The organism is Noviherbaspirillum sp. Root189 (assembly GCF_001428545.1).
GTDB lineage: Bacteria > Pseudomonadota > Gammaproteobacteria > Burkholderiales > Burkholderiaceae_D > Noviherbaspirillum.
The window spans coordinates 122967-145837 of the sequence record NZ_LMHZ01000034.1 but is presented as its reverse complement, the minus strand read 5'-3'; the positions used below and the strand labels follow the sequence as shown (position 1 = coordinate 145837).

Genomic DNA, 22871 nt, shown 5'->3' with positions numbered 1-22871 from the left:
CTGAAATATGCTTTAATGTCCCATCGAATAATACATAAGCTTATTTACTTTTTGATTCGACAAATGGACAAGCAAAGTGTTTTCACCCGCATGCCGGGTTGTTGTCGCAGTCGGCCTGGGAAGGCGACTCGCTGACGCGCACGCGCACGTTTTTTGTCGACTAACCATGGCCGCAGCGTTGAAAGACCTGCGGCCATGTTGTTTTTCCACTGTGATGACAGGAAGAAAAACGTAAAGGAATCCGATGAACAGCTTACAAAGTAGAACAGCCACCGCCGTAGTACCGTTTCCATTCGGGAAAGCTGAAGAAAAAACGCCCGATGCACCACCAGCGGCCGTGATCTGGCAGGACATCCATGCCGCTGCGGTAGAGGTAGCGCAGCACGAAGCGGTCCTGCAGCCACGGCTGCAGGCGCTGGTGCTGGCCCACACCGGGCTGGCCGGCGCCATGGCCGCCGTACTGGCGCGGCGGCTGGCCAGCGCCGATATGGACGAGCAAGCCTTGCATGCGCTGTTTTCCGACCTTATCGACGATAACGTGACGGCACGCATTGCAGCGGACCTGTTCGCGGTAAGAACCCGCGACCCCGCCTGCGGTGATTATCTGCACGTGCTGCTGAACCTGAAAGGTTTCCAGGCCTTGCAGACTTACCGCATCGCGCACGCGCTGTGGCTGCAGCACAGGCAGGCGCTGGCGCAAGCGCTTGCTAATCAGGCATCGCTGGTATTCGCCGTCGATATCCATCCCGCTGCGCGTATCGGTTGCGGAGTCATGTTCGACCATGGTACCGGGATCGTGATCGGCGAAACGACGCTCATCGAAGACAATGTCTCCATTCTGCAGAACGTCACACTGGGCGGCACCGGCAAGGAGCATGGCGACCGTCACCCCAAGATCCGCAGTGGCGTGATGATTGGTGCGGGTGCAAAGATACTGGGCAATATCGAAGTCGGTACGATGAGCAAGGTGGCTGCGGGCAGCGTCGTCCTGCGCCCGGTGCCGCCGCATTGCACGGTGGCCGGCGTGCCGGCGCGCGTGGTTCGCCATCATCTCGACCAGGCGTGTCCTTCGGTGGAAATGGACCAGACAATTTGAGTGGTTAGTCTGCTCAGGCGACAATCACGCGCCGGCTTTGCTGGTGCAGCAGTTCGGTGAAGGCTTCAGCCGATACGGGTTTGCTGTAGTAATAGCCCTGTGCCGACGGACAGCCGTGGCTCTGCAGGAAATCGACCTGTTCCAGGGTTTCGACCCCCTCCGCCAGCACCTTCAGCCGCAGGCTGTTTGCCATGGAAATGATGGCAGTGACCAGTGCGGTGTCATTCGAATCCTGGCCGATGCCGCTGACAAAGGAGCGGTCAATCTTGAGCGCATCGACCGGAAAGCGCTGCAGGTAAGCGAGGCTGGAATACCCAGTGCCAAAATCGTCGATCGACAGCTTGATACCCATGCCGGACAAGCGCTTCAAGGTCGCGACGTTGTCTTCGGTGCGCTGCATCAGGATGCTTTCCGTAATTTCCAGGTCAAGCCGGTCGGCCGGAATTCCTGTGTCGTTCAGCACCCCGATGATCATGTCCTGAAAATTCGGCTGGAAGAACTGGCGTGGCGACAGGTTCACTGCCATGACCAGATCGGTGTAACCGCTTTCGTGCCAGCGCTTGAGCTGCTCGCAAGCTTGCCGCAAGACCCATTCGCCAATCGGCAAGATCAGTCCGGTTTCTTCAGCGATGGTGATGAATTCGTTGCAGGCAACCGGTGTATCGCCATTGCGCTTCCAGCGCAGCAAGGCTTCGGCAGAAAAAATGGTGCCCGTTTCCAGATCAACCTGCGGCTGGTAAAACAGGGTGAACTCTTCGCGCGCCAAGGCATGGCGCAGGGCATTGGTTAGCTGATGGCGGCGTTGTGCGGCCTTGTTCAAGCTTTGTGTAAAGAACTGGTAGTTGGCCCGGCCTTTTTCTTTGGCGTAATACATCGCCGTGTCTGCGGTACGCATCAAGGTCTCGACATCCGTGCCATCGTTCGGAAACAGGCTGATGCCGATACTGCCGGAAACGTGCAATTCATGGTCGCCGCAGTGAAACGGCGCGTCGAGGGCATCGAGCACTTTTTGCGCGATCATCGCCGCATCACTGCTGTCGCCGATCAGCGGCAGGGCCAGCACGAATTCATCGCCGCCCAGGCGTGCCACGCTGTCGCCTTCACGTACGCAATGCAGCAGGCGCTCGGCGACATCGCGCAGCAGGCAGTCGCCGACTTCGTGGCCAAGTGAATCGTTGATATGCTTGAAGTAGTCGAGGTCGATGAACATCACCGCGACCTGGGTCTCTGTGCGCCCACCATGCGCGAGTGCCTGCTGCAGGCGATCACGCAGCAATGCACGATTCGGCAAACCTGTTAGCGCATCATGATCCGCCATGTAGCGGATACGTTCTTCGGCACGCTTGCGTTCACTCAGGTCGAGCACAAAGGCCACACCTGTTTCCCGGCGGCGGCTGATGACAGCGCCGCCGATCAGGACCGGCACCCGTGTGCCATCCTTGCGCAAGTATTCTTTTTCATAGGGCGAGAATCGTCCCGTCGCACGCAGTTCGGCCAGCCCGCGTTCGGTTTCTGCCTGGTACCCGGGTGCGGACAGGTGATCCCATTGCACCTTTCCAGCTTGTACCTCTTCCTGGGTATAGCCGAGCAGGCGCAAAAATGCGTCATTGGCTTCGGCGATCCTGCCGTCCGCTTCCCAGAAATAGACGCCGATGATGTTGGCTTCGACCAGGCGCCGCATGCGGACTTCGTTGCGGCGCAGGGTCATTTCGATGCGCCTTCGTTCTTCGATTTCAGCGATCAGTTGTGCGTTGGCACGTGCCAGTTCCCCGGTGCGTAACGCGACCCTTTCTTCAAGCAAATCGTAGGCATGTTGCAGATAGGTTTCAATTTCCTGTCGCAATGCGACTTCACGCTGCAGCATATCGTTTTGTTCGGCAAGCTTGCGCTGTGCGGTGCGTAAAGCGAGATGAGTATTGATGCGTGCCAGTACTTCATCGAGCTGGAAGGGCTTGGTGACGTAGTCAACGCCGCCTGCAGTAAATCCGGCGAGTTTGTCCGCGCATTCCGACAGGGCAGTCATGAAGATGACGGGGACATCGCGCAAGTCTTCGTTTTCCTTCAGTCGACGGCAGGTGGTAAAACCATCGATGCCCGGCATCATCACATCGAGCAGGATCAGGTCCGGCAGCACGAACTGCACGCGGCGCAGCGCTTCGTCGCCATCTTGCGCAACCAGCACGCGGTCGCCACGCTCTTCCAGTACGTGCGCGAGCAAGGCCAGGTTGGCCGGCGTGTCGTCGACCATGAGAATGGTATGGGGAGAGGTAACGTCTGGTTCCGGGGCATTCATGCAGTCATCCCCATTGCAAACAACACCCGGTGATTGGCATGCGTGGTCAGTGTGGTGTGTTGGATGCGTCGTGCGGGAACAGGAAACGCAACGCTATTCGGGCAATACAATGTGCTGATCATGTAGTTGCGGAAGGTGAGTGAAACTTTGCATCCGTCAATGCTACGGGCTGGCCGCTGCCACTTGCTGCCTACCTTATATCGCCGCACTCCGTGCAGTCACCGGAAAAGCAAGACGGGACGTTTGCCGCACGGAGAGGCGATGACCCGCGCCCGGCGCAATCATTAGATGCAATGCAGCACAGGGAGTTCAGGCCCTTGCCCCAACGACGGCTGTCAACATGCTGACCGATCCGAGGTCCATGCCATCGACGGCAATGCTGACGTCTTCATCATCGCGCCGCGCGCCGGCAATGTAAAGGAGCGGCAGGAAATGTTCCGGTGTAGGAACGGATAAGGCGGCATCGTCTCCCCATGCGGTGTAATCGACCAGTTTGTCGTTGTCGCCCCGCATCAATGCATCACGTACCTGCGTATTGAAACGTTCGGCCCAGTCGTAGCCTTGCGTCGTTCCGCGCCGCATGGTTCGCAGATTGTGCACCACGTCGCCGCTTGCCATCAGCAATATGCCTTCGTCGCGCAGCACCGAGAGGCGACGCCCGAGTTCGAGATGGAATGCATTCGGCTGCGTGGCATCGATGCTGAGCTGAAGGACCGGTATGTCGGCTTTCGGAAACGCTTTGACCAGTACCGACCATGTCCCGTGATCCAGCCCCCATTCCGTATCAAGATGAACCGACACGGGCGATAGCAAGGACTGTATCCGCCGCGCCAGCGCCGGGTCGCCGGGCGCGGGATACCGGATGTCAAACAATTCCTGCGGAAAGCCACCGAAATCATGGATGGTCGGCGGATATTCCATCGCGGTCACCGCAGTGCCTCTGGTGGTCCAATGCGCGGAAACCGCGACGATGGCTTGTGGTCGCGGCATATTGAGCCCGATTTGTTCCCATGCCCTGGTGTAAACATTATCGTCGACTGCGTTCATCGGGCTGCCATGGCCGAAAAAGACGGCCGGCATGCGAATGTGAGAGGTATTGGCCATGATCTTCCTTCCGTTGACATTTTGCCGCCCGGCCACGCTGAAAAGGCGGGCCGGCATGTGAAATGACGATCTATCAGGCAGTCTGTAATCGGTGAGACGCTTGCCGGCGTCCGATGTTCGAAAGGGCAAGTGCGCCATCGCCCAGCAATGCCACCACGACGGCGCTTGCTACCAGAAAAGCCGGATATTCCCAGCCGCCGTTCTTTGCTGTGAAGAGCCAGCCGTTACCGATATGCACCGATAGTGCGCCCAACAGTACCGGCAGCGACACCGCCGCCGCTATGCGTGAATGGAAGCCGACGATCATTGCGGCACCGGCGAGCAATTCGATGGCGGTAACCGGGTAAGCCATCCACCCAGGAAAACCCTGGCTGGCAAAAAAGCCGACGGTGCCAGGCATTGTGAAGACAAAAACCTTCAGCAGGCCGTGGGCCAACAGGGCGATGCCCAAAGTGATGCGGAGAAAGCTGGCCGCGTAGAGCGAGAGGGATTGTTGCTGACTGTTCATGATCGTCCTTTCGAATAGGGAGAATTTTTGCGATGTCGTGTTGTGGTCGCTGCATCGATGGACGTACTGTAGGCTTTTTCATTTTCCTGAAAAATACGACAATGAGAAAATAATTATTCCGGTATGTGAAAATATAGGGAAATCAGGAGGCGAAATGGATTTGTTTCAATCGATGAAGGTATTTGCCAAGGTCGCGGAAATCGGCAGCCTGTCCGGCGCGGCGCGTGCGCTCGACATGTCGAATCCCTCGGTTACCCGCCACATCGGCGACCTTGAGGCTTATCTGAATGCGCGCTTGTTCAATCGGACCACACGCCGCCTGAGCCTGACCGAAGCCGGTACCGATTATCTCGAACGTTGCAGGCAGCTACTGCAAGACCTGGAAGAAGCGACACTGGCGGCCGGCAGCAGTGCCGCCAAACCCGCGGGTACCCTGCGTATCAGCGCACCGGTGTCGTTTGCCGTCAATCACCTTGGCCGGGTGTTGGGCGAGTACGGTCAGCGCTATCCCGACGTCGCGCTCGACATCACCTTGTCCGACCGCATGGTTGACTTGGTGGATGAAGGATTCGATCTGGCAATCCGCATCAGCCGCATACGCGATTCCGCGCTGGTGGCGCGGCAATTCGCATCGGCACGCAGCATGGTCTGCGCCTCGCCTTCCTACCTGAAGAAACAGGGTACGCCGCGTGTGCCGGAAGACCTAGCGAGCCATACCTGCCTGATCTACAGCTATCAGGCCACGCGTGGCGAATGGCACTTCAGCCGCAAGGGCAAGACGCATATCGCGAAGGTCAAAGGTACGGTCAACGCGAACAACGGTGACCTGTTGCGCGAAGCGGCAATTGCCGGCATGGGGATCATCGTGCAGCCTTCCTTCATCGTCGCTGACGCGTTGCGCAGCAAAACGCTGGTGCCGCTACTGTCCGACTATGACATGGCGTCGCTGCCGATTTATGCGGTCTATCCGAGTCGGCGTCACTTGTCGGCCAAAGTGCGTACCTTTGTTGATTTCCTGCTGGAGCGATTCGGCGAGAACCCGGAATGGGAACGCGATCTGCCGGCGTAAGCCGCGTGTATTTTTCGCAACCATCACGCAACCATCACGCAGTCTTCAACCACGCGATCTTGCCGTTGGCTCCTTCCGCTCGCAAATCCCCGACGGTCCGACTTCATGCACCAGCACGCCGGCGCCTTCGGGCGCGCGGATACGCCAGGCACCGTGTTCGATGGCACGCATGGCGTCCTGATAACCCTGGTCCCAGCGCCATTCAACCGAGCCGCGCGAAAAATTGATGTCCTTGGATGCCATCTGCCAGTCGCGGCCCGCATAGGCGAGCCGCACGATGTGGATAGTCGACTCGTCGCCGATCGCATCGATCTCCTGCTGTTCGGCCGCGCTGAGTGCGGCGTCCGGCAGCTTGGCGCGCAGCATGCGGACAGTGCGCCGCAATGTGTGTTCGCGCAGGTAAGCGTCGATATGGCGCTGTGAACGCGATGCGAACATCACATCCTTTTGCCGCGTCTGCACTTGTTCCAATGTCTTCGGCTCCGGCCCTTCCGCACTCCACAGATCGACCATGAAACACACGGTATCGACGCGCGGCTCATCGGCGAGCACGGTCTCCAGCGGGGTATTGGAATACAAGCCGCCATCCCAGTACAGTTCGTCATCGATGCGCACCGGCGGAAAGCCCGGCGGCAACGCGCCGCTGGCCATGATGTGCGGGATGCCAACCCGCTGCTGCGATGTGTCGAAGTTGTCGAGCAGGCCGCAGCTGACACGGATGGCGCTGACAGTCAGGCGGATGCCATCCGGACTGTTGAGGTATTCCAGGTCGATCAGGCGGGCCAGTGTGTTTTGCAGGGGACCGGTATCGAAGAAGCTGGCGGTCTCCGGCGGCACCTGCCAGCCAAAGGCAAAGGGATTACCCCAGCGCGGCAGAAAGAATCCCGGAACGCCATGCGTCATCGCATTCCAGGTGGTCAGCATGATGTTGAACTGGCGTACCGAATCCGGCACGCTGCGCATATCGAGCAAGTCGTTTTGCGCCACTTCGTTCCAGAACTGCCGCACGCGCGTGAGGCGATTTGCGCGCTCATTACCCGCAATCAGTGCCGCATTGATTGCGCCGATCGAGGTTCCGACGACCCAGTCCGGTGTCAGGCCGTGCTCATGCAAGGCCTGGTAAACGCCGGCCTGGTAAGCGCCGAGCGCGCCGCCGCCTTGCAGCACCAGCACAACGCGTGGCCTGGCGCCGATAGTGGCAATCGTTGTCGCCATATGGCTTTCCTTACTGATATGGCTGCGCACCACACCGGTGCGCAGCAAGTGGCTGGCTCAGGCCCGCTCAGACTTTGCGCAAGCCATGTTTTGCTCAAGCCTTGCGCAGACCTTCCGCGACCATCGCGGCCTGAACGGCGGGACGTGCGCCGACGCGCGCGAAGAAGGCGTGCACGGCGGGCCAGCGGGCGAGGTCTAGCTTCACATGGCCTGCCCAGTTCAACACGGTAAACAGATACGCGTCGGCGACCGTGAATTGCGCGCCGGTCAGGTAATCGCGACCCTGCAATTGCTTGTCCAGCCATTCCATGCGTGTCGCCAGCGTGTCCAGCGCGGTCTTCTTCGTCTCGTCCGGCGTGGTTGGCTTGAACAAGGGCGAAAACGCTTTGTGTACTTCCGTCGAGATAAAGTTCAGCCACTCCATCAGACGATAGCGCTCCATCGTGCCTGCTTTGGGGACCAGCTGTTTTTCCGGCATCTGGTCGGCAAGGTATTGCACGATCGCCGGTCCTTCGGTCAGCACTTCGCCATTATCGAGTTGCAGCGCAGGCACATAGCCCTTGGGGTTAATCTGCCGGTAGTCACCGCCGCTCGCGGTTTTCTTGTCTGCAAGATTGACCTTTTCGGTGTCGTATTGCATGCCGAGTTCCTGCAGCACGATATGGGGCGACAGCGAACAGGCACCGGGGGAAAAGTACAGTTTCATGCAATTGCTCCTTAAGGAATGATGCGCGGACGAGTCGGGTTTAATGCATATCAAATTGTGAACTCGTTGACAGTCCTGATGGTAGCCCAGAGTGCAGAATCGTGCTGCTGGCCTCGCGCATCCCACGTATGCAAACGGAGGCCGTGCACCCTATAATGAATTTCCATTATAAAAACGAGACGGAGACAATGAACGCCCCTCACTATGCCCCTCACTACGCGCATTGGCCAACGGGCCTGCCCCATGCAATCACGACACCGGCGACCAGTGTCTATGTGAACCTGCAGGTTGCCGCGATGCGCTATCCCGACAAGCCGGCCATCATTTTCTACGACACGGTGCTCAGTTATGCGCAAGTGCATGATGAAGTGCTGGCGCTTGCCGGTTACCTGCAGCAGGTCTGCGGCATCAAGCGCGGCGATCGCGTGCTGCTGAACATGCAGAACAGCCCGCAGTTCATCATCGCGTATTACGCAATCATGCGCGCGGATGCGATGGTGGTGCCGGTCAATCCCATGCTGATGACCGATGAGCTGCAGCATTATGTCGATGACAGCGGTGCGACGACGGCGCTGGTGTCGCAGGAAATTTTTTCGCGTATTGCACCGCTGGTCGGCAAGAGCAGCCTGTCGCAGGTGATTGTTGCCGCTTATTCCGATTACCTGATTTCGCCGACCGACCTCAACGTGCCGGACTTCGTGCGTGCGCCTTACGGCGTGCCCGCCGCATCGGGTGTCGTGCCGTGGAAAGAAGCGCTCGCCGCACGCCATGCCCCGCGCCCGCATGAAGCCGGGCCGGATGATCTCGCATGCATGCCCTATACCTCGGGCACGACCGGCAAGCCCAAGGGTTGTGTGCATACGCACGGCTCGGTGATGTTCAATGCGGTGGCGAGTCCCACCTGGTCGGGGCCGATGGCGCCTGATCATGTCACGCTGGCGGTGCTGCCGTTCTTCCATGTGACCGGCATGCAGTCGGTGATGAATGCCATGATTTACACCGGTGGTGCGATTGTGGTGCTGCCGCGCTGGGATCGGGACGCGGCCGGTCAGCTGATCACGCGCTACAAGGTGACGACCTGGACGCTCATCCCGACCATGATGATCGACTTCCTGTCGAATCCGCGTCTGGCCGAATACGACATCTCGCGTTTGCAGCGGGTGTCGGGCGGCGGTGCGGCGATGCCAGCGGCGATTGCGCAGAAGCTGCTTGACCTCACCGGTCAGAAGTACATGGAAGGCTATGGACTGTCGGAGACGATGGCGGCTTCGCATGTGAATCCGCCCAATCATATGAAGCAGCAGTGCCTGGGCGTGCCTTACCTGAATGTGGATTCGCGTGTTGTCGATCCGGTGACGCTGAAGGAAGTGCCGCAGGGCGAGAATGGTGAGATCTGGATTCATGGGCCGCAGGTGTTTCAGGGGTACTGGAACGATCCGAAGAAAACGGCGGAAGCGTTTGCCGAGCTGGATGGGAAGCGGTTCTTCCGTTCGGGTGATCTGGGGTATATGGACGAGGAGGGATATTTCTTCTTTACCGACCGGCTCAAGCGGATGATTAACGCGAGTGGCTTCAAGGTGTGGCCGGCGGAGGTGGAGTCGATGATGTATCAGCATCCGGCGGTGCAGGAGTGCTGCATTATCGCGGCGCGAGATGCGTATCGCGGGGAGACGGTGAAGGCGGTGATCGTCAAGCGGGCCGGGGTTGATGTGACAGGGGAGGATATCACCAAGTGGGCGCAGGAGAAGATGGCGGCTTATAAGGTGCCGAAGGTGGTGGAGTTTGTGGAGGCGTTGCCGAAGTCGGCTACGGGGAAGGTGATGTGGAGGAGTTTGCAGGAGAAGGAGATGGAGATGGAGAAGCAGGGGTAGGGGTTGGGCTTTCTTTCTTTCGTTTTTTCTTCGGTGATTCAGTACTGTTAGTTCTTCGATCGAGCTTGCCGGGACTGGCCCCGGGGCCAAAACGGGAAGCGAAACAAACTCGCCTGCGGCTCAGACAGGTTTCGCTTCTTTATCCGTTTTGGCCCGCGCTCTTTTGGCGTCTGCACAGGGGGATTAAACCCATCCCCACCCTGGCCCTCCCCTTGAAGGGGAAGGAACTTCGGCTCGCTCGCTGCGCATCGCATTGCTGATCGCCGCTGCGCTGCCGTGGCTTTGCCCGAACGGTGCTTTCTGCTGGCGGTAATCCATCCGCATTACCTTCCAGCATCAAGAACGTTCCCTCCCCTTCAAGGGGAGGGTTAGGGTGGGGATGGGTTCAACCGCACAAATTCAAATCCCCCAACACTTGTCATTCCACCAGCACCACCACCCAATCCAATCACCCCTCTCCGGACCGGCGTAAAATACCCCCTCGCTCACCCGCCGTTTCCCCATGACCATCCTGCTGTCCACCCTCAACGCCCGCTATACGCACGCCTCCCTCGGGCTGCGTTACCTGCTTGCCAATATGGGCGATTTGCGTGAAACCACACAATTGCAGGAATTCGTCATCGGCGCAAAAACCACCGACGTCGTCGAACGCTTGCTTGCCCACCAGCCACGCATTATCGGCTTCGGAGTGTATATCTGGAATGTCGAGGAAACCACGCGCGTGGTCGCGCTGCTCAAGCGCGTGGCGCCGCAGGTCACGATCGTGCTCGGTGGACCGGAGGTGTCGTATGAATCCCAGGAGCAGCACATCGTGCAACTGGCCGACTACCTGGTGACTGGCTGGGGCGATGTGACCTTCCCTGCGCTGTGCCGGAAAATCTTGCATGGCCCGAAACCGCTGATGAAAGTCCATGCCGGCGTGCAGCCGCCACTGGAGGACATCAAGCTGCCGTATGCCGCCTATACCGATCAGGACATTGCCCATCGCACGCTGTATGTTGAGGCTTCTCGCGGCTGTCCGTTCAAATGTGAATTCTGCCTGTCCTCGCTCGACAAGACCGCGTGGCCATTCGACCTCGATGCCTTTCTTGCCGAACTCGAATCGCTGCATGCACGCGGTGCGCGGCTGTTCAAATTCGTTGATCGCACTTTCAACCTGAATATCAAGGCCAGCCTGAGGATCATGCAGTTCTTCCTCGACAAGCTTGCTGCGCATCCTGATGATCCGGTGTTCGCGCATTTCGAGGTCGTGCCCGATCATTTGCCGGATGCATTGAAGGAAGCGATCCAGCAATTTCCTCCGGGGACGCTGCAGTTCGAAATCGGAATACAGAGCTTCAATCCGGAAGTCCAGGGCATCATCAGCCGCAAGCAAAACAATGACAAGTCCGCCGCCAACATTCGCTGGCTGCGTGAACACTCGCATGCGCACCTGCATGTGGATCTGATCGCCGGCTTGCCAGGGGAAGACCTCGACAGTTTTGCGCGCGGCTTTGATCAGCTGGTGACGTTGGCGCCGCACGAAATCCAATTCGGCATCCTCAAGCGCCTGCGCGGCACGCCTATCATCCGGCATACCCAGGCCTATGGCATGGTGTTCGATCCGTATCCGCCTTACACCATCCTCGCGACCGACCGTATTGATTTCGCCACCATGCAGCGTCTGGTGCGCTTTGCACGCTACTGGGATTTGGTCGCCAACTCGGGGCGCTTTGCCAATACGCTGCCCGTGGTTCTCGGCAATGCACCGTTTGCCAATTTCATGGCGTTGTCGGACTGGCTGTATGCGCATACCGACGCAACTCACCGTATCGCACTCGACAAACTCGCCGCGCTGGTCGTGCAATGGCTGGGCAGCCGCGGCATGGCTGGCGATGAGGCATCGACCCTGGTGGATAGCGACTATGCGGGACAGGCACACAAGGCAAAGCCGAAAGCGGATGCCAAGGCAGTCAAGGCCGATGCTGCGCCGCAGCGCCAGGCACGGCATCTTGCGGCCTGATTTCGCTTTTTTAAAGGCAGGATTTCAGGCACGACCGACTGCAGCGGTTTCGGCACCGCCGTGACACGGCCGCCATCCGATACACACACCGCATCCTGCGCAAGGACATGTGACATGCCGGCGACGATACTGGCATACATTGCATCAGGGAAAACGCGTATTCACTTGGTGCCGGTCCGCCATTGCTCGAGTAACTGGCGCGCGTTCTGGTCCAGATCGGACAAGGGTAACGATCTGGCCTTGTTGAAAATCATGAGCGCATACACGGTGGCCAGCGCATTGACTTCAGGCGACAAGGCGCGTTCCTCGCCGCTGGAGGGGCGCAGCGAGCGCCAATAGTTGATCGCTTGTTCGAGTTCGGGAAGAGTAATGTCCATGCGGCTATTGTAAAACACTAAACACTTGGCACAGTCAGTGTGGGAATAGACCGCCCAAGCGCTCTCGTTTTCTTGTTCCCTTGTTATCATCAAAGCCCTGTTCACCGGCATCCTGCACCGGATAAACATATAAAGAAAAGAGCCGGATCTTCCAGGTGCTCGACAACCTGATTAGCAATGCACTCAAATTTACCGCCGCCGGCGGCAAGGTCACGGTGTCGGTTGAAGGAGGTGACAAGAGTGTGACCTTTTGCGTTTCGGATACCGGTGAAGGTATTCCCCCGCAAAACCTGGAAAAGATCTTTGACCGTTTCTGGCAAGCCGAGTTGACTAGGCGACTGGGTACGGGACTGGGTTTGTCGGTTGCCAAAGCCATTATCGAACAGCACAAAGGAAGAATCTGGGCGGAGAGCGAGGCCGGTGAGGGCACGCGGTTTTATTTCACGCTGCCTAGTATTACTGCCTTGCCATGAATTGTTCAAGTCGCTGGCAGCCTTCTTCCAGCCGGTCAAGCGAGCTGGCGAAGCACCAGCGGATATAGCCTTCGCCTTCCGGTCCAAAAGCGCTGCCCGGCGCCAGTCCTACCCGCGCCTCAGTCACCAGACGTTTGCACAACGCCAGCGTATCGTCGACGCCCTCGACCCGGAAAAACAGGTACATCGCGCCTTTGGACTTGGGCGCGATAATGCCCGGCATTGCATTGAGCCGGGTGTACAGGAAATCGCGCGCCGCGCGATAGCGCTCGATGGTATGCGCGATGATTTCGTCGCCGCGTTCCACCGCGACAATGCCGCCGCGTTGCACGAAACCCGGTGCACAGGAAGTGTTGTATTCAATCAGCTTGCCCAGATCGGCCATCAAGGCTTGCGGTGCAACGACCCAGCCAAGTCGCCAGCCGGTCATCAGCCAGGATTTTGAAAAACTGTTGGCCGATACCAGCCGGTCCTGCTCGTCAGCCAGGTCCAGGAAGGACGGTGCGCAGGAACGGGTACCCGGTTCGCCTGATTCGCCCGGTGGGCTATCGTAGACCAGTCGCTCATACACGTCATCGGACAGGATCCAGATGCCATGCTGCCGGCAATGCGCGAGGAGGATTTCCTGCTGCTCGCGGGTGATGACCCAGCCGGTCGGATTGTTCGGCGAGTTGATCAGCACCGCGCGCGTGCCAGGCGTCAGCGCATCCAGCAATTGCTGGACATCCAGTTCCCAGGTCTGACCAAAGCGCAGCGGTACCTTGACCACTTCCGCACCGAGGATTTTCGGAATTTCGACCAGGTTCGGCCACAACGGCGTCACCGCCACCACGCGGTCGCCCGGCTGGATAATCAGCTGTGACAACAGCATCAATGCCGATACGCCGGAGGAGGTAACGGCGACGCGACTCATATCGGTCGGCTTGTGCAGCCGCGACACATACGCTGCAATCGCCTCGCGCAGCGGCGGGATACCAAAGTTATGCGTATAAAAAGTATCGCCTGCGTCCAGCGATGCCTTTGCCGCTTCGCGAATGAACGCCGGCGTTTCCTGGTCCGGTTCGCCGAACCAGAACGGCAGCACATCGGACAGGCCGATGCCGGCGTTGGCGACTTCACGGATGCGCGATGCGCCCAGGGCCTGCACGGCGGATCGCGCAGCGGGTGGAGTAGTGCGATTCAAAAGCATAAGACGATACGGTTGGCAAGGTCGACAACAAAGGAAGGACGCAGGTAAGCGATAAACGCAAGCGCCAGCACGGCGGCACCGATGGCGCCGAGGAGCAGCCGGACGACACGCTTGCGCATGGTGCTGTTGCTGCTATTACTGTTTTGCGTGCTGTTAACGCTATTGCTCACAGGCGCCCTCACGGATTCACGGATGCTGGCCTCAGACGAGCGCCGGTTGTGGCGGTCGGACAATCGCCTTTTCATTGATGGGCAGGTTGATCAGCGCGGCAAAGACGCCGAGCGCAATCGTGATGCCCCATACGGTATTGTAGCTGCCGTCGCGGGTGAACAGAAAACCGCCCAGCCACACCCCCAGGAAACTGCCGACCTGGTGGGAAAAGAACACGAAGCCGGATAGCATCGACAGGTATTTGACGCCGAAGATGCCGGCGATCACGCCATTGGTGAGCGGCACGGTCGACAGCCACAGCAAGCCCATTGCGCAGGCGAACACATAGACCGACCAGTTGGTCAGCGGCGCCAGCAGGAACAGGGAAATCACCACTGCGCGGGTAAGGTAGATGGAGGACAGCAGATAGCGTTTCGGCAGCATGCCGCCGAGTTTGCCCGCGTAGTAAGAGCCGAAGATATTGAACAGGCCGATCAGCGCCAACGCCATGACGGCCACACCCGGATCCATGATGCCCTTGTCTTTCAGGTAGGAAGGCATATGCACGCCGATGAACACCACCTGGAAGCCGCACACGAAATAGCCTGCGACCAGCAGCAGGAAAGGACGGTAGGCGAATGCCTCGCGTGTGGCTTCCATGATGCTCTGTTCACTGCCGCTGGCTTTTTGCACCGGCATTTCGCGCAGGCCGAAGGCCATCGGCAACATGACCAGCACCACCAGCGCGGCCAGCAGGTAAAACGCGGTTTGCCAGCCGGTAATGGAGATCATCTGTTGTTCGACCGGCATCATTACAAACTGGCCGAAGGAACTGGCGGCCGATGAAATACCGAAGGCCCAGGAGCGCCTGTGTTCAGGTGCGGTGCGGCCGATGATGCCGCTGACCGCGCCGAAGGCGGTACAGGCAAGCGCGGCGCCGATCAGTACGCCCGAGCCGATCACAAAAAGCGTGGGTTGCGCCACCGTGGCCATCCATAACAGGCCGCCGGCATAACAGAGCGCGCCAACGATCACCACGCGCGCCGTGCCAAAACGGTCGGCGGCCATTCCGGCGAACGGGGCGAACGCGCCCCACATCAGGTTTTGCAAGGCCATCGCCAGTGAAAAGGTTTCGCGTGTCCAGCCGTAGGCTTGCGAAATGGGTTGCAGCCAGAAGCCGAAACCGTGGCGCACCCCCATGGCAAGCGTCAATACCGCGCCGGCGGCGATGAGCACAGTCTTCAGTTGGGGCGGGCGGCTAGCGGTCAGCATGGCGAGTTCTCGTTACAAGGAGGGGAATCGAGTTTATCGCAAAGCACAAAAACATGTGGCCTGCCGGTTTTACCGGGCCTGTTGCGCGTAGGGGCCTAGCCTTCCGTCCCCGGTGTCGGCTGCGATTGCCCCTTGAGCCAGCTGCGGATAGCGTCGATTGCGGCTTGCAACTCCGCCCGGGTGTCGGTGAACAATTGGGTAACCGTGGCAGGATCGTGGCTCAGCGTCAGTTCCAGTTCCAGCGCAATCGCGGAAAAGCGTTTAAGTCCAAACGAACCAAGCGAACCGCGGACCTTGTGCAACAGCCGGGCGGCATCCACTGTGCGGCCGTCACGCCAGGCCTGCCACGACTCGTCCAATGGCTGCGTGCCATTCTCGACGATGGTGGTGAGAAGGGTAAGGACGATTTCCCTGTAGGCAGGATCAGCGGCGATCAGGGAAATCAGTTCTTCGGGATTGAATACGGCGGACGCTGGCGAGCTTGACACGGCGTGAACACGATCAGTGCGATTGATTGGAATCGTATGTTACACGCTTACATGCGCCATTCCGGAATCGTTCAATGGCATTGGGAAAGATTTTATTGGAATAATAAAAAGCCGCAAGGAAGAACTTCCTTGCGGCTTAGCCCTGCGGTAAATTTTTCGATTTACTGTTTGCGGCCCATGAATCCACCGATGACGGTCTGGCCGCTGCCTGCGTTGGACATCTGGAACGTACCACCGATTTCGATTGGCGCATTGCCAGCGAGCGGGCCGAAGTAGCGTCCGCCAAGCTGTCCGGATAGTGCGCCACTGCTCACCGCGCCGGAAAGGAAGTTGGTCAGGTTGCTTCCGGCTGCGCCCATCGTTGTGGTGGTCGTGAAGTTGACCGGCACCGGCGCTCCTGCGGAGTCCTCGGTAGTGGCGTTCTGAACGGTAATCGTGACCGCGCGGGTGGCGAAGTTGACAGTCATAGTGGCATTGCCGCGGAACACCGATGGATCTACTGTGCGGTTACCAGCATAGTAACCATAAGCGAAGCCCGCATAGCTCGCCGTGCCGGTAGTTGGGACGGAAGCTGGGTTCGTCACGTCGCCATAGGTAATTACGCCGCGACGGTTCTTGTTGTGTTCGTTGCCACGCTTTGCCCATTCCTCAATCCACACCGTATCCTGCGTGAGCCAGGTGCTTAGATTGGTGTATTGGAAACTAAGGTTATCGAAGCTCCGGTAGCCCTTTGAACCGGGGAAAGGAACGCCGATGCCATTGCCACCTTCCAGAATGGTGCCGTTCGGGCCGTTGCCTGCGTGAACATCGCCATCTTCATGTACGCGAATAAAACTAGTCGAATCGGGCCGGATGCCGCCACTGCGCCAGTCACCAGTCGGTGTGCGCGTTGGCTCAACGGTCTCGGTGGTGGCGCAGTTGGCTGGCGGCACTTCCGGAGCGCATCGTGACGGCGCACTGCGTGGGAAGTAACGGTTGTTGGCATAGTTTGCTTGCGTTCCCAAAGGGCCCTTTGTGCCAAAGTCGTAATAGCTTAGGTCCGACGGGCTGGGCAGGGCACCGGAAACAACAATACGGCCGGCCTCGTCCAGTCTGGTAATTCCCGCCGTTGGATTAAACGTTTCAAGGATGGGCGGACGATCCTTTACGCTATCCCATGTCAAACCCAGATTCCGCAGAATGAGCGCCCGCGAAGAAATCTTGCCCGTTGTCGGATCCTTTGCAACCCGCACTTCGGCGACACCGTTGGCTGCCTCGCTGGTTGGTAATGCGAAGCCGAATGCGCCTGTCTTGATCACAATCGGATTGGCAAGATCGCTGGTCGACGTGCCGTATGCCTGAACGCCGGAATTGGTCAGGATAATGCCGTTTTCCCTTGCCAGCACCGTGCTTCCGCTGCACTGAAAGCCAGCGCCTTCGGGGCAAGACATGGTGGTCGAAGTTGCACCATCGGTGCCGCCAGTGCCTGTACCGCCGGTACCCGTACCGCCAGTGCCTGTACCACCGGTACCTGTGCCACCAGTGCCTGTACCGCCAGTACCCGTACCGCCAGTGCCTGTACCACCAGTGCCTGTACCGCCAGTACCCGTACCACCAGTGCCTGTACCACCAGTGCCTGTACCGCCAGTACCCGTACCACCAGTACCCGTACCACCAGTACCCGTACCACCAGTACCTGTATCGCCAGTGCCTGTGCCGCCAGTGCCCGTACTCGGTGCAACGCTGTCACCACCACCTCCGCCGCCGCAGGCGCTCAATACGCCTGCAGTAATCAGTGCAAGGCAAATCGGCTTGATATCAAGACGCGTCAATTTCATACGCTTGCTCCCTGTAGTGTCAACGCCATCGCGGCGCCATGCTGTTGCATGTCCTTGGATAAGGAAATCATTGAAAGCCTTTCATTCGTTGTGCTGTGTTACGGTCTGGCCAGATACGGTTGTCGCCAGATCGGAAATCAATGGTGGCCGACCGCTTGCCAAGGCTGCGGCGGCACGGTGCTTCGCAAGTCAAAGTCTTTCCTGCAGAACAGAAGCTGGAAAACTTGTAGTGCCATGATGCAGGGTATGCCCCGATAGGTTCTTGATAACAATTAAGCGTCGGTGCATGATCTTGTAACCATTGGTTTCAAAGTTTCCATCCGGAATGCAGCGGTGTTTTCCACGATGATGCAACGTTGACGTTCATCACAACCAACTCCAGGCGGAAGATGAGCGCTATTACTTGCAGTTGCATGCCGAGGGCAAACCGGTACTCGCGGTCGATACCGAAAAATCGCTGATCCCAACCCGTCACGCACCATGAGATCGTGTCTTTTTCCGGGGGCGCCGAGCCGCCTGCTGGCGTTGCACTCGTCGTCAATAGCCCGCTATTGACTCTTCCTGCGCCTTGCCAGTCAAAAAGACCATCGATCTCATTTGTCACATGTCAGATTGGGATTGGTATTAGCCCCGGTAGAAAAGGCAAACTCATTGCATTAGTCGATACGTCAGGATCGAACACTTATGTCATTTTTTCCCGGCTCGCCTATCCGTGCATGGAAAAAGCAGGGACTTAGCAGCGCAGTTTGAGCGGACACAAAGAGACGCAGACGCAGGGTGGAAAACAGGGAACATGCGGGACATGATGATATTCAGAACAGGCTCGGACAGTGCATGTTGTTTCTGTTGATTTTCGCTTACAAAGCGTCTTGTACCCGCTCATGACCTCACACGATATTTCGATTTCGCTATTTGAAAACTCCATTCCTCATTCACTGGAGGATGATCTGGAAAAACTGTACCAGAACCTCTACTCCACGCTGGCGCATCACCGTACCTATGGCGACCTGTCGTCCGGTGTCAGTATCTATGTCGCGCGCAGGAAGAATGAACCGGTAGCCATTCTTTTGCTGCGCCGGGACAAGGATACCGTCCGCGTACTCAATGAGCAGATACGGCTTGACCCTCAGGAAGTCACCCGGTTCGCCAATTACATCTTTACCATTTTCAGCAGCGTCAACATCATCCTTTTCCATGCAGTAGAAGCGGAACTGAAACGGGTAGACTTTCCTTGTCAGCACTTCAGCTGCACGGAAGATATCGTGCTCGAATTACCGCCATCTACCGAGGCATATCGGTCAAAGCTGGGCAAGTCGACACGCAGCTATATCAACCGTTACCAGAACAAGTTGCGCCGTGATTTTCCGACGCTGCGGCATGATGTGTACACCCGTGAGGAGATAAGAGAAGAGCATGTGCGTGCGATCATCGCCATGAACCGCGCCCGGATGGCGGGCAAACATCGCGCATCGTATATCGATGATGTCGAAGCTGAGCGGATCCTGAACTTCACGCGCAAGTTCGGCATGGTGAGCGTGGTCACCATCGATGGGCGGGTCTGCGCGGGTACGATCAATTTTCGTATCGGAGACAATTATTTCCTGAAGGTGATCGCGCATGACCCTGCATTCAATGATTATGGTCTCGGCACCGTATGCTGTTATCTCACCATCTGCGAATGCATTGCGCGTGGCGGCAAGGAATACCACTTCCTGTGGGGCCGATATGAATACAAGTACCGGCTGCTGGGTGTGCAGCGCAACCTCGACCACATCGCACTCTACCGTTCGCGCAGGTACATGGTATTCAACGGCCGGCGTGCGTTGCATAACGCTTTCCTGGGTAATGCCTTGCAAGTGCGCAGCTGGTTGCTGCAGCGGGCACGGGACAAGGATCCGCTAGGCGTCGCGCTCAAGGCAGCCATCGATAGGCTGCATGGAGCCAGGGGCGGGATCGGCGCAGCACGCGCCTTGCTGACGCGCAGGCCGGTCAGGAAAAGCTGAATCGCGACGAGGGTGCCGCGGAACGCCGTGCATTGAATGGTTGTGGAATGTTATGCGCCGAGTACCTTTTCAAATTCCTCCGGCGGCACGGCTTTCGAGAACAGAAAGCCCTGGCCATAGTCACAGCCGGCTTCCATCAGCAAAAATTTCTGTGCATCGGTCTCGATGCCTTCGGCAATCACCTTCAAGCCGAGCTCATGCGCCATGGCGATGATGGAGCGCACAATTGCACGATCGCCTGCATCGGTAGCGACATCGCGCACGAATGACTGGTCGATTTTCAGGTAGTCGATATCAAACTTGCGCAGATACGCCATCGATGAATAACCCGTGCCGAAATCGTCAATCGCTACCTGGATGCCGGCGTCACGGTATTGCAGCAGCTTGTCCGCCACGCTTGCCGATGCGTTGAGCAATGTACCTTCCGTGATTTCCACGGAAATGCTGCTGCCGGGCAGGCCGAGCCGCTGCAGGTAATGGACCCAGTTGCATTCATGACTGCGTGACATGAATTGCACCGGCGACTTGTTGACGCTGATCTGGAACGGTATGCCAAACCGGCGTCCCCAATGCCTGGACCAGGAAGCCGCTTCATGGAATACCCATTCGCCGATTTCACTGATCAGCCCGGACTCTTCCGCAAAGGGAATGAATCGCGGCGGATCGATCAGCCCCAGTCGAGGATGATGCCAGCGCAACAGAGCCTCGGCTTTCGTGATATCACCGGTTGCCAGATCGACGACCGGCTGGTAATACACCTTGAGCTGGTCACTGGAGAGCGCCTTGCGCAAATCCGAGATCAGTCGCAGCCTTGCATGCGCATCCTGCTGCATCGAGCGCGTAAAGTAGCTGAACTGATTGCGTCCCCCATTCTTTGCGGCATACATCGCCTGATCGGCGTTGCGGATCAGGTTTTCCGGGCTGCTTGCATCGTTCGGATACATGGTGATGCCAATGCTTGCAGACAAATACACCACTTCGCTGGCCAGATGGAAAGGCGAAGCCAGCGTGTCGATCATCTTTTGCGCCAGCATTTCCACATGCGCGAGGTCGTCGAGTTCGGTCAGTATGGCGGTAAATTCGTCGCCGCCCAACCGGGCGACGGTATCCGATTCGCGTACGCAACCGCTGATGCGCTTCGCCGCTTCGGCCAGCAACTGGTCACCGATGTCATGGCCAAGTAAATCGTTGGCTTCCTTGAAACGGTCGAGATCAATAAAGAGCAGTGCCAGCGGTTGATGGGTGCGATGCGCTTTCTTGACATCATGGTCCAGGCGGTCGCGGAACAACCTGCGATTCGGAAGACCGGTCAGGGTATCGAAGTTGGCATGCCGCCAGATGATTTCTTCCGACCGCCGTTTTTCGGTAATGTCCGACACCGTGCCGGTCATGCGCAACGGATTGTGGCGTGCATCCCTCTGGACAACGATGGCGCGCGTACGCAGCCACTTCCAGTCGCCGCAATCGGAGCGCATCCGGTATTCGCTCTGGAATGATCCGGTGCTGCCCTTCAGGCACGCATTGAGCGCGGATAGCACTTGTGGCAGATCTTCCGGGTGTAAGCGTTTTTCCCATTCACCATAGGAAAACGTCTGCTTCGGCTCCGACAAACCGAGCACCTGGTTCAACTTGTCCGAATGCAGCATCTGGTCGGACACAATGTGCCAGTCCCAGATCGCGTCGCCCGAGCCTTCAATTGCAAAGTTGAGGCGCTCATTGCTGATTGCCAGTTCCTCAAGCGCCCGCACTTCATCGGTCACATCGAGCGAAATGCCGACGTGCCCAGCATACTCGCCGTCCTCACGAAACCATGGCGCCGCATGCGATTCCAGCCAGCGCCATCCATCATGGATACGCCGCACACGCACGCGGTGCGTCATCGGCGCTCGTGCCAGTTGCGCGTGGCGGATGGCCTTCAGATAAGGCGCCGTGTCGTCAGGGTGAAGAAGAGTGATCCATGACGTGCCGAACAATTGTTCCGGCGGAATATCCATCAGGTCGACGGTACGCGGATTGACATATTTGATGGTCCCCGAAGGATCGATATGCCAGATCAGTGCCGGACAGGTTTCGGCAAGGGCGCGAAAGCGCGCTTCACTTTCCGACAGCGCTCGCTCGGCCTGCATGCGAGCGGTAAGGTCGACCGTTACCACCAGCAAGGAAACCGGCTTGCCGTATTCATCGTCCAGCCGGGTCACGCTGCTGTTGGCCCACACCAGGCTGCCGTCGGGGCGCATATAGCGTTTATCGATGGACGCGGGTATGCCATGCTCCAGCAAGGCGCCAAGCGCCGCCAGGCTTTTCGGCACGTCTTCCGGATGCGTGACATCCGGCACGCCCAGTTGTAGCAGCAACTCGCGCGGACGGCCGAGCATGCGGCATAGCTCATCGTTGATGCGAATGAATTTGCCTTGGGGCGAAATCTCCGACAGGCCCACCATCGCGCGGGCAAAAATTGCCGACAGGCGTGCTTCGTTCGCGCGCAAGGCTTGCTCGACTCTGACGCGATCGGTGGTGTCCGTCACAATGGCCAGTGCCCCCGTTGGAACACCCCGTTCATTGAGCACCGGAGAAAAATCGAGATTGAGCCAGGCACTCTTCGTTTCACCATTGCGCTCAAGCAGAAATTCCTGGCCGCGGATGAGAAGCGGCTCTCCGGCCAGGATGACTTGCATCACTTGCGTGTGAAAATCGGCGCGTTCCGAGCAGCCATCTTCGACCTTGCGGCCTAGCAGCCAGGGATGTTGGGCACCGGCAATACGGGCATAGGCATCGTTGTAGAGCATGATGCCGTCGCTACCCCATAGCAGCAATGCCGGCATGGGCATGCCAAGCAGGATGTCCACTGTTGTACGCAGACATTGCGGCCACGCATCGAGCGGGCCGAGGATGGTCGTCGACCAATCGAAGTTGCGAATAGCCATCCGCATTTTACCGGCGCCCGCCGGCCATTCCGGATCGTCTGGCATATCTTGACCTTGCCAAGGTGCTGCGCTTTGGCGGCGGAGCCGCGCAGTCGAAGTCTTGCCTATGCAGGTGCCTGCGTTGCGCTCGTCATCAATAGCAAGGCTATTGACGCCTCCCGCGCCTTGTCAGTTAAAAAAATCCGTCGATTTCATTTGTTACGTTACGGGGCGGAATTGATATTAGCTCGTCACTCTTGGGTCCGGGTTTGCGGAAACCACGCACGCGGTCCGCCGCGACCGCTATTCAAAAGGGTGCATCCCTAATCCGAAGA

Annotated in this window: 20 protein-coding genes; 6 read left to right on the top strand and 14 right to left on the bottom strand. The window is 58.3% G+C overall.

What is annotated here, in order from left to right; all coding sequences use genetic code 11:
* Positions 1-244 precede the first annotated feature (244 nt).
* Positions 245-1096, top strand: a complete 852-nt coding sequence (gene cysE / locus ASE07_RS19325; RefSeq protein ID WP_057292446.1) for a serine O-acetyltransferase — start codon at positions 245-247, stop codon at positions 1094-1096.
* A gap of 13 nt (positions 1097-1109) precedes the next feature.
* On the opposite strand, the gene ASE07_RS19320 is transcribed toward cysE, so the two are convergent.
* The 3 genes from ASE07_RS19320 to ASE07_RS19310 all read right to left on the bottom strand — a co-directional run bounded on the left by ASE07_RS19320 (position 1110) and on the right by ASE07_RS19310 (position 5001).
* Positions 1110-3389 carry a two-component system response regulator gene (locus ASE07_RS19320; protein ID WP_082584298.1) on the bottom strand — a complete coding sequence of 760 codons (2280 nt, stop codon included), beginning with the start codon at positions 3387-3389 and terminating at the stop codon, positions 1110-1112.
* A 309-nt stretch (positions 3390-3698) separates the two neighbouring features.
* Positions 3699-4493, bottom strand: a complete 795-nt coding sequence (gene ygiD, locus ASE07_RS19315; RefSeq protein WP_235548532.1) for a 4,5-DOPA dioxygenase extradiol — start codon at positions 4491-4493, stop codon at positions 3699-3701.
* A 73-nt stretch (positions 4494-4566) separates the two neighbouring features.
* Positions 4567-5001: a DoxX family protein gene (locus tag ASE07_RS19310; RefSeq protein ID WP_057292444.1), complete on the bottom strand. Its 435-nt coding sequence runs from the start codon at positions 4999-5001 to the stop codon at positions 4567-4569.
* A 154-nt stretch (positions 5002-5155) separates the two neighbouring features.
* Here ASE07_RS19310 and ASE07_RS19305 point away from each other — a divergent pair, with 154 nt between their 5' ends.
* Positions 5156-6070 carry a LysR family transcriptional regulator gene (locus ASE07_RS19305; RefSeq protein ID WP_057292443.1) on the top strand — a complete coding sequence of 305 codons (915 nt, stop codon included), beginning with the start codon at positions 5156-5158 and terminating at the stop codon, positions 6068-6070.
* 45 nt (positions 6071-6115) lie between these two features.
* Here the strand turns inward: ASE07_RS19305 and ASE07_RS19300 are convergent, their stop codons facing one another.
* A complete protein-coding gene (locus ASE07_RS19300; protein WP_057292442.1) occupies positions 6116-7285 on the bottom strand; it encodes a patatin-like phospholipase family protein in 1170 nt (389 codons plus the stop codon).
* Positions 7286-7379: 94 nt separating this feature from the next.
* Positions 7380-7991: a glutathione transferase GstA gene (gene gstA / locus ASE07_RS19295; RefSeq protein ID WP_057292441.1), complete on the bottom strand. Its 612-nt coding sequence runs from the start codon at positions 7989-7991 to the stop codon at positions 7380-7382.
* 188 nt (positions 7992-8179) lie between these two features.
* Here gstA and ASE07_RS19290 point away from each other — a divergent pair, with 188 nt between their 5' ends.
* Both ASE07_RS19290 and ASE07_RS19285 read left to right on the top strand, forming a co-directional pair.
* On the top strand, positions 8180-9862 hold the full coding sequence (locus ASE07_RS19290; protein ID WP_057292551.1) for a long-chain fatty acid--CoA ligase: 1683 nt from the start codon (positions 8180-8182) through the stop codon (positions 9860-9862).
* Between the two features lie 502 nt (positions 9863-10364).
* On the top strand, positions 10365-11864 hold the full coding sequence (locus tag ASE07_RS19285; protein ID WP_057292440.1) for a B12-binding domain-containing radical SAM protein: 1500 nt from the start codon (positions 10365-10367) through the stop codon (positions 11862-11864).
* Positions 11865-12025: 161 nt separating this feature from the next.
* On the opposite strand, the gene ASE07_RS19280 is transcribed toward ASE07_RS19285, so the two are convergent.
* Entirely contained in the window at positions 12026-12241 is a 216-nt protein-coding gene (locus ASE07_RS19280; RefSeq protein WP_057292439.1) for a DUF3717 domain-containing protein, read from the bottom strand.
* A gap of 146 nt (positions 12242-12387) precedes the next feature.
* Here ASE07_RS19280 and ASE07_RS19275 point away from each other — a divergent pair, with 146 nt between their 5' ends.
* Positions 12388-12714, top strand: a complete 327-nt coding sequence (locus tag ASE07_RS19275; RefSeq protein ID WP_082584297.1) for a sensor histidine kinase — start codon at positions 12388-12390, stop codon at positions 12712-12714.
* On the opposite strand, the gene ASE07_RS19270 is transcribed toward ASE07_RS19275, so the two are convergent.
* The 7 genes from ASE07_RS19270 to ASE07_RS19245 all read right to left on the bottom strand — a co-directional run bounded on the left by ASE07_RS19270 (position 12698) and on the right by ASE07_RS19245 (position 18234).
* On the bottom strand, positions 12698-13903 hold the full coding sequence (locus ASE07_RS19270) for a pyridoxal phosphate-dependent aminotransferase (RefSeq protein ID WP_057292437.1): 1206 nt from the start codon (positions 13901-13903) through the stop codon (positions 12698-12700). The two genes, ASE07_RS19275 and ASE07_RS19270, sit on opposite strands and share 17 nt — an antisense overlap.
* Entirely contained in the window at positions 13894-14022 is a 129-nt protein-coding gene (locus ASE07_RS30415) for a hypothetical protein (RefSeq protein ID WP_268793447.1), read from the bottom strand. The genes ASE07_RS19270 and ASE07_RS30415 overlap by 10 nt, the downstream gene beginning before the upstream one ends.
* Before the next feature lie 82 nt (positions 14023-14104).
* On the bottom strand, positions 14105-15325 hold the full coding sequence (locus tag ASE07_RS19265; protein ID WP_057292436.1) for an MFS transporter: 1221 nt from the start codon (positions 15323-15325) through the stop codon (positions 14105-14107).
* 95 nt (positions 15326-15420) lie between these two features.
* On the bottom strand, positions 15421-15813 hold the full coding sequence (locus tag ASE07_RS19260) for an Hpt domain-containing protein (protein ID WP_057292435.1): 393 nt from the start codon (positions 15811-15813) through the stop codon (positions 15421-15423).
* Positions 15814-15974: 161 nt separating this feature from the next.
* A complete protein-coding gene (locus ASE07_RS28980) occupies positions 15975-17198 on the bottom strand; it encodes a hypothetical protein (protein WP_057292434.1) in 1224 nt (407 codons plus the stop codon).
* On the bottom strand, positions 17168-17542 hold the full coding sequence (locus ASE07_RS19250; protein WP_156396801.1) for a hypothetical protein: 375 nt from the start codon (positions 17540-17542) through the stop codon (positions 17168-17170). The genes ASE07_RS28980 and ASE07_RS19250 overlap by 31 nt, the downstream gene beginning before the upstream one ends.
* Positions 17543-17937: 395 nt before the next feature.
* Positions 17938-18234 carry a hypothetical protein gene (locus ASE07_RS19245; protein ID WP_156396800.1) on the bottom strand — a complete coding sequence of 99 codons (297 nt, stop codon included), beginning with the start codon at positions 18232-18234 and terminating at the stop codon, positions 17938-17940.
* 277 nt (positions 18235-18511) lie between these two features.
* On the opposite strand from ASE07_RS19245, the gene ASE07_RS19240 reads away from it, so the two are divergent.
* On the top strand, positions 18512-19633 hold the full coding sequence (locus ASE07_RS19240) for a GNAT family N-acetyltransferase (protein WP_057292431.1): 1122 nt from the start codon (positions 18512-18514) through the stop codon (positions 19631-19633).
* 50 nt (positions 19634-19683) lie between these two features.
* Here the strand turns inward: ASE07_RS19240 and ASE07_RS19235 are convergent, their stop codons facing one another.
* Positions 19684-22602: a bifunctional diguanylate cyclase/phosphodiesterase gene (locus ASE07_RS19235; protein WP_057292430.1), complete on the bottom strand. Its 2919-nt coding sequence runs from the start codon at positions 22600-22602 to the stop codon at positions 19684-19686.
* Positions 22603-22871 lie beyond the last annotated feature (269 nt).

Bases quoted from the DNA above. Each gene is read 5' to 3' on its own strand.
- ASE07_RS19285 (WP_057292440.1), top strand. From the start codon at position 10,365: ATGACCATCCTGCTGTCCACCCTCAACGCCCGCTATACGCACGCCTCC.
- ASE07_RS19305 (WP_057292443.1), top strand. From the start codon at position 5,156: ATGGATTTGTTTCAATCGATGAAGGTATTTGCCAAGGTCGCGGAAATC.
- cysE (WP_057292446.1), top strand. From the start codon at position 245: ATGAACAGCTTACAAAGTAGAACAGCCACCGCCGTAGTACCGTTTCCA.
- ASE07_RS19300 (WP_057292442.1), bottom strand. From the start codon at position 7,285: ATGGCGACAACGATTGCCACTATCGGCGCCAGGCCACGCGTTGTGCTG.
- ygiD (WP_235548532.1), bottom strand. From the start codon at position 4,493: ATGGCCAATACCTCTCACATTCGCATGCCGGCCGTCTTTTTCGGCCAT.
- ASE07_RS19310 (WP_057292444.1), bottom strand. From the start codon at position 5,001: ATGAACAGTCAGCAACAATCCCTCTCGCTCTACGCGGCCAGCTTTCTC.
- gstA (WP_057292441.1), bottom strand. From the start codon at position 7,991: ATGAAACTGTACTTTTCCCCCGGTGCCTGTTCGCTGTCGCCCCATATC.
- ASE07_RS19290 (WP_057292551.1), top strand. From the start codon at position 8,180: ATGAACGCCCCTCACTATGCCCCTCACTACGCGCATTGGCCAACGGGC.
- ASE07_RS19235 (WP_057292430.1), bottom strand. From the start codon at position 22,602: ATGCCAGACGATCCGGAATGGCCGGCGGGCGCCGGTAAAATGCGGATG.
- ASE07_RS19280 (WP_057292439.1), bottom strand. From the start codon at position 12,241: ATGGACATTACTCTTCCCGAACTCGAACAAGCGATCAACTATTGGCGC.
- ASE07_RS30415 (WP_268793447.1), bottom strand. From the start codon at position 14,022: ATGCGCAAGCGTGTCGTCCGGCTGCTCCTCGGCGCCATCGGTGCCGCC.
- ASE07_RS19265 (WP_057292436.1), bottom strand. From the start codon at position 15,325: ATGCTGACCGCTAGCCGCCCGCCCCAACTGAAGACTGTGCTCATCGCC.
- ASE07_RS19270 (WP_057292437.1), bottom strand. From the start codon at position 13,903: ATGCTTTTGAATCGCACTACTCCACCCGCTGCGCGATCCGCCGTGCAG.
- ASE07_RS19320 (WP_082584298.1), bottom strand. From the start codon at position 3,389: ATGAATGCCCCGGAACCAGACGTTACCTCTCCCCATACCATTCTCATG.
- ASE07_RS19240 (WP_057292431.1), top strand. From the start codon at position 18,512: ATGACCTCACACGATATTTCGATTTCGCTATTTGAAAACTCCATTCCT.